Annotated in this window: 6 protein-coding genes; 3 read left to right on the top strand and 3 right to left on the bottom strand. The window is 68.7% G+C overall.

From position 1 onward, the window contains the following. Positions 1–760: FGGY-family carbohydrate kinase (locus AC5RTT_RS19360; protein ID WP_494146536.1), on the top strand; the 760-nt coding region annotated here is incomplete at its 5' end. A gap of 118 nt (positions 761–878) precedes the next feature. Here the strand turns inward: AC5RTT_RS19360 and AC5RTT_RS19355 are convergent. From AC5RTT_RS19355 to AC5RTT_RS19345, 3 genes are read right to left on the bottom strand one after another with little or no spacing between them, the layout of a single operon-like run. Next, positions 879–1,718, bottom strand: a complete 840-nt coding sequence (locus tag AC5RTT_RS19355; RefSeq protein ID WP_494146535.1) for a sugar phosphate isomerase/epimerase family protein — start codon at positions 1,716–1,718, stop codon at positions 879–881. Further along, positions 1,715–2,929: a dihydrodipicolinate synthase family protein gene (locus AC5RTT_RS19350; RefSeq protein ID WP_494146534.1), complete on the bottom strand. Its 1,215-nt coding sequence runs from the start codon at positions 2,927–2,929 to the stop codon at positions 1,715–1,717. The genes AC5RTT_RS19355 and AC5RTT_RS19350 overlap by 4 nt, the downstream gene beginning before the upstream one ends. Further along, the gene (locus tag AC5RTT_RS19345) at positions 2,929–4,098 is read right to left on the bottom strand and encodes a Gfo/Idh/MocA family protein (protein WP_494146533.1); all 1,170 of its coding nucleotides are present in this window, start codon (positions 4,096–4,098) and stop codon (positions 2,929–2,931) included. The genes AC5RTT_RS19350 and AC5RTT_RS19345 overlap by 1 nt, the downstream gene beginning before the upstream one ends. Before the next feature lie 169 nt (positions 4,099–4,267). Here AC5RTT_RS19345 and AC5RTT_RS19340 point away from each other — a divergent pair, with 169 nt between their 5' ends. Continuing rightward, the gene (locus AC5RTT_RS19340; RefSeq protein WP_494146532.1) at positions 4,268–5,341 is read left to right on the top strand and encodes a LacI family DNA-binding transcriptional regulator; all 1,074 of its coding nucleotides are present in this window, start codon (positions 4,268–4,270) and stop codon (positions 5,339–5,341) included. Next, positions 5,338–6,084: alpha/beta hydrolase (locus tag AC5RTT_RS19335; protein WP_494146531.1), on the top strand; the 747-nt coding region annotated here is incomplete at its 3' end. The genes AC5RTT_RS19340 and AC5RTT_RS19335, both read left to right, overlap by 4 nt.

Here is a 6,084-nt window from a genome sequence, read left to right as displayed (position 1 = left end):
CGAAGCGGCAGGCCGGACTCCACAGGGTGCCCTCGTCGCGGCCGGCGCCGGGGACAACGCTGCGGCTGCCCTCGGCGCCGGGGCACGGCTGGGTGACGCCGTGATGTCGCTGGGCACCTCCGGCACGGTCTTTGCCGTCTCGGAAACACCGGCAGCGGACCCCTCCGGGCTGGTTGCCGGCTTCGCCGACGCCGCAGGGCACTACCTGCCGCTGGTCTGTACCCTGAACGCAACGCGCGTTTTCGACGCCACAGCGGCGCTGCTGGGAGTGGACCTGCCGGAGTTCAACCGGCTGGCACTGTCCGCGGCACCCGGAGCGGGCGGCCTGACCCTGGTTCCCTACCTCGACGGCGAGCGCACACCCAACCTGCCCGACGCCACAGGATCGCTGCACGGCATCACCCGCGCGAACTACACGCCGGCGAACATGGCACGCGCCGCCGTCGAGGGCATTGTCTGCTCACTGGCCGACGGGCTTGCTGCACTGCAGGGCCAGGGGGTCTCGGCCCGGCGGGTTCTGCTGGTGGGCGGCGGCGCCCAGTCTGGCGCGGTGCAGGAGGTTGCACCGCAGCTGCTGGGACTTGATGTTGTGCTGCCGCAGCCGGGCGAATATGTTGCCGACGGCGCCGCACGCCAGGCCGCGGCGGCACTGGCGGGACGCCACCCGGAATGGGCGGCAGACGCCGTCGTCCTTCCCGCGGGCAAGGACGACGGCGGGGTGCTGGCCCGTTACCGCAGTTGCGCGGCACTGTACGCCTGACCTCCGCCCAAAAGAAGACCCGGACCGCGCCGTATGAGCGGTCCGGGTCTTTTCTGTGGGGCGCGGGCTCCTGCCGTGACGTAGCAGGAGCCCGCGGTCTAGCCAGGCATCCGGACTGTCAGGCGTACGGGAGGACAAGCTCCGCGTAGCGCTCCTTCACCGTGGACAGGACGACGTTGCCGTCCGTGTCCCAGATTTCCTGGTTGAAAATTTCCACTTCGATGTCTCCGGTGTAGCCGGCATCGCGCACCCAGGTGCCGATCGTGGCGAAGTCCACCACGCCGTCGCCCATGTATCCGCGGGAGAGCAGCGGATCGGCGGCGATGGGCATGTTGAAATCGCACACCTGGTAGGAGGCGATCCGGTTCTCGCGGCCGGCGCGTTCGATCTGCGCCTTCAGTTCCGGATCCCACCAGACATGGAAGGTGTCGATGGCGACCCCCACCGTGGAGGGGTCGAACGGAGCGGCGAGGTCCAGGGCCTGGCCGAGGGTGGAGATCAGCGCACGGTCCGCGGCGTACATCGGGTGCAGCGGCTCCAGCACCAGGCGGACACCGTTCTCCTCAGCGAACGGGACGAGGTCGGCAAGGCGGTCTGCCACGCGCTGGCGTGCGGCCACCACGTCCTTCTCCCCCGGTGCCAGCCCGCCCACCACGAGGAACAGCTCCCTGGTGTCCAGGGCAACGGCTTCCAGGATGGCGGCCCGGTTGTCCGCGAGGGCGGCAGCCTGGCCTTCGGCATCGGCAGCGGTGAGGAAGCCGCCCCGGCACAGGGAGGAAACCCGCAGGCCCGCGTCCTTGATCAGGCGTGCGGCCTTGTCCAGGCCGGCCTCCTCCACGCGGTCCCGCCAGGGGCCGATGGCGGGAATGCCGGCGTTGACACAGCCCTCAACGACCTGGGCGAGGGTCCACTTCTTGGTGGTGGCGCTGTTGATGGACAGGCGCGGGAAATCGCTCATACTCCCACCCCGTTGATGCGCAGGTAATCAGACATCCGGAAGGCGGCCAGTGCGGGGTCTTTCAGCAGGCCCGCCTGGTCTGCCAGTTCAAAGGTCTTGGCCAGGTGGCAGACCGACCGTCCGGAGTGCAGGCCGCCCACCATCTGGAAGCCGGGCTGCTTGCCGTTGAGCCACGACATGAACGCGATGCCGGTCTTGTAGTAGAACGTCGGGGCGCTGAAGATATGCTTGCCCAGCTCGCGGGTGGAGTCCAGGATTTCGCGCGCCCTGGCAGCGTTTCCGGCGTCGTAGTTCTGCAGGGCCACCGACGCGGCCGGATAGATGGCCGCGAAGATGCCCAGCAGCGCGTCCGAGTGGTGGCTGCCGTCGCCGTCGATGAGCTCCGGGTAGTTGAAGTCGTCACCGGTGTAGAGGCGGACACCTTCGGGCAGGGCCACGCGCAGGGCCACCTCGTGGCTGGCGTCCAGCAGCGAGACCTTCACGCCGTCAACCTTGTCCGCGTTGTCCTTGATGAGGTTCAGGAACGTCTCGGTTGCGGCAGGCACATCGTTGGAGCCCCAGTACCCGGCGAGCGCGGGATCGAACATGGTTCCCAGCCAGTGCAGGATGACAGGCTGGTCCACTTCCTGCAGCAGGGTGGAGTACACCTTCAGGTAGTCCTCGGGGCCGGCGGCCACCTTGGCCAGCGCCCGCGATGCCATGAGGATGACCTTGGGTCCGGCTTCGGTGATCACCGCGATCTGCTCGCGGTAGGCATCGAGGACAGCCTTGATCCCCGCGTCCCCGGCCGGCAGGGAGTCAATGTCCAGCTGGTCGGTGCCGGCGCCGCACGCCACGAGGTCGCGCACGGACTTGCCGGCGGTTGCTGCGTTGCCTGCCGAGACCACCGAGGCGGCTTCCACGCCGGTGCGCTTGATGAGCTGCTGGGTGGCTGCCCAGTCCAGGCCCATGCCGCGCTGGGCGGTGTCCATGGCATCGGCAACGCCGAGGCCGTAGGACCACAGCTCGTGCCGGTAGGCCATGGTGGCATCCCAGTCGAGCCGGGCCGGGGCCCCGGGGGTGTTGTCGGCAAGGACTTCGGGAATGACGTGCGCTGCGGCGTAGGTGCGCCGGGCCGTCAGCGGAGCGGTGGGGCGGGCCCACGTGGTGGCAGCCTGGAGCCGGTACTCGCGGGTGCCGCCGTCGGAGGAGGGAAGGATGAGCGAGGTCATTAGAGGGTGATCTCCGGGATATCGAGGGTGCGGCGTTCCTCGTTGGACTGCAGGCCGAGTTCGGCGAGCTGGACGCCGCGGGCGGCGGAGAGCAGGCCGAAGCGGTGTTCGCGGCCGGCGACGACATCGCGGAGGAATTCTTCCCACTGCAGCTTGAAGCCGTTGTCCAGTTCGGCGTTGGCCGGGACTTCCTGCCACTGGTCACGGAAGGATTCGGTGACGGGCAGGTCCGGGTTCCAGACGGGCTTGGGGGTGTGGGCGCGCTGCTGGGCGACGCACTTGTTCAGGCCCGCGACGGCGGAACCGTGCGTGCCGTCCACCTGGAACTCCACCAGCTCGTCACGGTAGACCCGGACGGCCCAGGAGGAGTTGATCTGGCCGATGACCTCGTCGCCGCCCGGGGTTTCCAACTCGAAGATGCCGTAGGAGGCGTCGTCCGCGGTGGCCTTGTATTCCTTGCCGGCCTCGTCCCAGCGGGCAGGGATGTGGGTGGCGGTCTTGGCGTTGACGCTCTTGACCTTGCCGATGATGCCTTCCAGGACGTAGTTCCAGTGGCAGAACATGTCCGTGGTCATTCCGCCGCCGTCTTCCTTGCGGTAGTTCCAGGACGGGCGCTGGGCGGCCTGGATGTCTCCTTCAAAGACCCAGTAGCCGAATTCGCCACGGATGGAGAGGATGCGGCCGAAGAAGCCTTCGTCCACGAGGCGGCGGAGCTTGACGAGGCCGGGCAGGTACAGCTTGTCGTGGACGACGCCGGCGGTGACGCCTGCTTCCTTGCCGATGCGGGCCAGTTCGATGGCTTCCTCGAGGGTTTCTGCCGTGGGCTTTTCGGTGAAGATGTGCTTGCCCGCCTGCATTGCCTTCTTCAGGGTGGCGGCGCGGAGGCTGGTCATGGACGCGTCGAAGACAACATCCACGGTGGGGTCGTTGATGATGGCGTCGAGGTCGGTGCTCCATTCGGCAACCTTGTGCTTCTCGGCAAGCTCGCGGATCTTGGCCTCGTTGCGTCCCACCAGGATGGGCTCCACCTGGACCCGGGTACCGTCCTCCAGTGTGAAACCGCCGGCGTCACGGATGGGAAGGATGGACCGCAGCAGGTGCTGGCGGTAGCCCATCCGGCCGGTGATGCCGTTCATGGCGATGCGGATCGTTTTCGTTTCGAAGCCCATGTGTCCTCCACGGTGAGTGAGCGTTTTACTCAAGTCCTGTTGGGAAAGCGCATTCCCACTTCTTCAATGATGCACTCCAACGCGGGCATTGGCAAGCGCTTTCCGCACGGAACTTTCTGCGACATAATGTGGGAACCGCTTTATTGGTCCACGACACCCAGGAGATGCTGTGGCTGCAAGTACCCTCACCGAGGTGGCCCGGCTGGCCGGGGTATCCCCCGCCACCGCTTCGCGCGTCCTCAACGGCTCGGCACGCAAGCCCGGCAAGGACATCGCGGACCGCGTCCGCCAAGCGGCCGATTCGCTCGGCTACATCCCCAACGCCCAGGCCCAGGGCCTGGCAAAGTCCAGCTCCGGCCTCATCGGCCTGATCGTCCACGACATTGCCGACCCCTACTTCGCCGCCATCGCCCGCGGGGTCCAGGACGCGGCCCGGGAGCAGCGCAAAATGGTCCTGCTGGCCACCACCGGCGGTGCACCCGCCGAGGAGAAGGAAGCCGTGGCGGCCTTTGCCGCCCGCCGCGCCGACTCCATCGTGATCGCCGGCTCACGGTCGTCACGGACCGAGGACCAGGAGGACAACGCGGAGCTGGCGGCGGAGCTGGACAGGTACTGCCGCAACGGCGGGCGCGTGGCCGTCGTCGGGCATCCGGTGGTGGGTGCGTCGGCACAGGAGGGCTACCACGTGGTGGCGGTACCAAACCAGGAACTCGCCGGCGCGCTGGCCGCCGAACTCGCCGCCCACTGGGGCGGGGACTTCGTCATCATCGGCGGACCGGAGGGGCTGCTGACCTCTGACGACCGGGTCCACGGCTTCCAGGAGGGACTGGCCAAGGCAGGACGGGCACCGGCGGAAATCCTGCGCAGTTCATTCAACCGGGCCGGCGGCTACGAGGCGGGCCTGAAGCTGGCAGCGCGGATCAAGGGCGGCAGCACCGGAACGGGGGAACCGGCCGGCCCGAAGATGTGCATCTTCGCCGTGAACGACGTGATGGCCATTGGGGCGGCGGCGGCGCTGCGTGCGGAGGGACTGCGGATCCCCCGCGACGCAACCATCGCCGGCTTTGACGATATCGAGACCCTTCGGGATTTCCGTCCGGCCCTCTCCACCGTGCGCCTGCCGCTGGAGGAGATCGGCCGGCTCGCCACCCGGGCGACGGCGCCCCTGGCAGGCGACGACGACGAGCTGCCGCAGCCCATCACCGGCGAGGTCACGCTGCGCCGCAGCACCGAGGTGGCATGAGCATGGCGATCGATCTGACGGAGGTACCTGCCGCAGGAAGCGGGGGCGGCGCCCGTCCGGCATTCCTGGTACTTCCGGGCGGCGGATACGCCAGGCAGGCGGAGCATGAGGCGGAGCCTGTGGCGGAGTGGCTGGCTTCGCTGGACATCCACGCCTTCGTGCTGCGGTACCGGGTGGCCCCGGACCGGCACCCTGCACCCCTTGAAGACGCCAAGGAGGCCATGCTGTACATCCGCAGCGGCGCCCACGGCCTGCCTGTGGATCCGGAGCGGGTGGGCGTGCTCGGGTTTTCTGCCGGCGGGCACCTGGCCGCCACCCTGTCCACGGCCACTGCCACCGGCAGCCCCCGGCTGGACGTCCCCGCAGCCGTCCCGGAACTGAGCGTGCTCTGCTACCCCGTCGTGTCCCTGACGCACGAAGTGCACCAAGGCTCGGTGGACAACCTCCTTGGCGATGCACCGCCGTCGGACGTCCTCGCGGCACTGTCCCCGGACGTGCAGGTCAGCAGCGTGACGCCGCCGGCGTTCCTATGGCACACGGCCGATGACTCCGCGGTTCCGGTCAGCCACAGCCTCCGCTATGCGGGCGCGCTGATGGCAGCCGGCGTCCCGGCGGAACTGCATGTCTTCCCGCAGGGCCGCCATGGCCTGGGCCTGGCGGGCGGGGAACCGGGGACGGCCCAGTGGCCCTCCCTCTGTGCGGACTGGGTGGCACGGGCAGGCTGGGCAGCGCCGGCCGGAGCG

The sequence above is a fragment of the Arthrobacter sp. Y3221157 genome (assembly GCF_059089865.1).
Note: the sequence above shows the minus strand (reverse complement) of the source record. Positions and strands in the feature narration are given on the sequence as shown.

Excerpts from the sequence above, each read along its gene's own strand:
- AC5RTT_RS19345 (WP_494146533.1), bottom strand. The coding sequence starts at position 4,098 with ATGGGCTTCGAAACGAAAACGATCCGCATCGCCATGAACGGCATCACC.
- AC5RTT_RS19350 (WP_494146534.1), bottom strand. The coding sequence starts at position 2,929 with ATGACCTCGCTCATCCTTCCCTCCTCCGACGGCGGCACCCGCGAGTAC.
- AC5RTT_RS19355 (WP_494146535.1), bottom strand. The coding sequence starts at position 1,718 with ATGAGCGATTTCCCGCGCCTGTCCATCAACAGCGCCACCACCAAGAAG.